The sequence below is a fragment of the Burkholderia sp. Ac-20345 genome (genome assembly GCF_017104825.1).
Lineage (GTDB): Bacteria > Pseudomonadota > Gammaproteobacteria > Burkholderiales > Burkholderiaceae > Burkholderia > Burkholderia lata_B.
The window spans coordinates 1-648 of the sequence record NZ_JAAGPO010000550.1 but is presented as its reverse complement, the minus strand read 5'-3'; the positions used below and the strand labels follow the sequence as shown (position 1 = coordinate 648).

The following is a 648-nucleotide window of genomic DNA, read 5'->3' as shown; positions in this document are numbered from 1 at the left end:
CACGGCCGGCGCCGGCGCCGGCGCGAGCGCCGCGGGGCGAGTGCGAACGCGGTGGCCCGATGCCCAGCGGCAGCGCGCAGACGTCGCAGCGCAGCCGCGCTTCGTTCCAGTACGCAGCGTCGCAAGCGCCGCAAATCATGGTGTGTGACAAATTGCCGCACAGTGCGCAGCGATTCGGCAGCGCGACCGCGGCGACGCGCGCTGCCAGCGCGCGAACCTGCGACAAAGCGACGCGCATCGTACGTCGGGCGGAACTGCGGATCATCGCAACACTCCTGACACCCCGCCTCAATGAAGCCTGCGGGGCGAGCGAGTATACTTCGGGCTCTTCGCCAGTGTGCCCGACATGTCCCCAGCTTCGACTTCAACCGGCCGTCCGGCCAATGACGCAAGGCGCCTGCGGCGGATCTTCGACCGCCGTGCCGCCACGTTCGATGCGGTCGCGTTCCTGCCGCGCGAGATCGCGCAGCGGATGAATGAGCGCCTCGAATACATCAAGGTGAGCCCCGCAGCCGTGCTGGACGCGGGCTGCGGCCCCGGCGACGACCTGCCGGCGCTGCGCGCGCGCTTTCCGGAGGCGCCCGTATTCGGTGTCGACCTGTCCGGTGCGATGCTCGCGCGAGCCGGTCAGCGCGAGGTCGAGCAGGG

General features: G+C 70.5%; 2 protein-coding genes. One reads left to right on the top strand and one right to left on the bottom strand.

What is annotated here, in order from left to right; translation table 11 throughout:
- Positions 1-265: double zinc ribbon domain-containing protein (locus tag G3O06_RS48610; protein WP_241020638.1), on the bottom strand; the 265-nt coding region annotated here is incomplete at its 3' end.
- An 81-nt stretch (positions 266-346) separates the two neighbouring features.
- Here G3O06_RS48610 and G3O06_RS48605 point away from each other — a divergent pair.
- Positions 347-648 (top strand): class I SAM-dependent methyltransferase (locus G3O06_RS48605; RefSeq protein WP_205820497.1); only part of this gene is annotated, 302 nt, incomplete at its 3' end.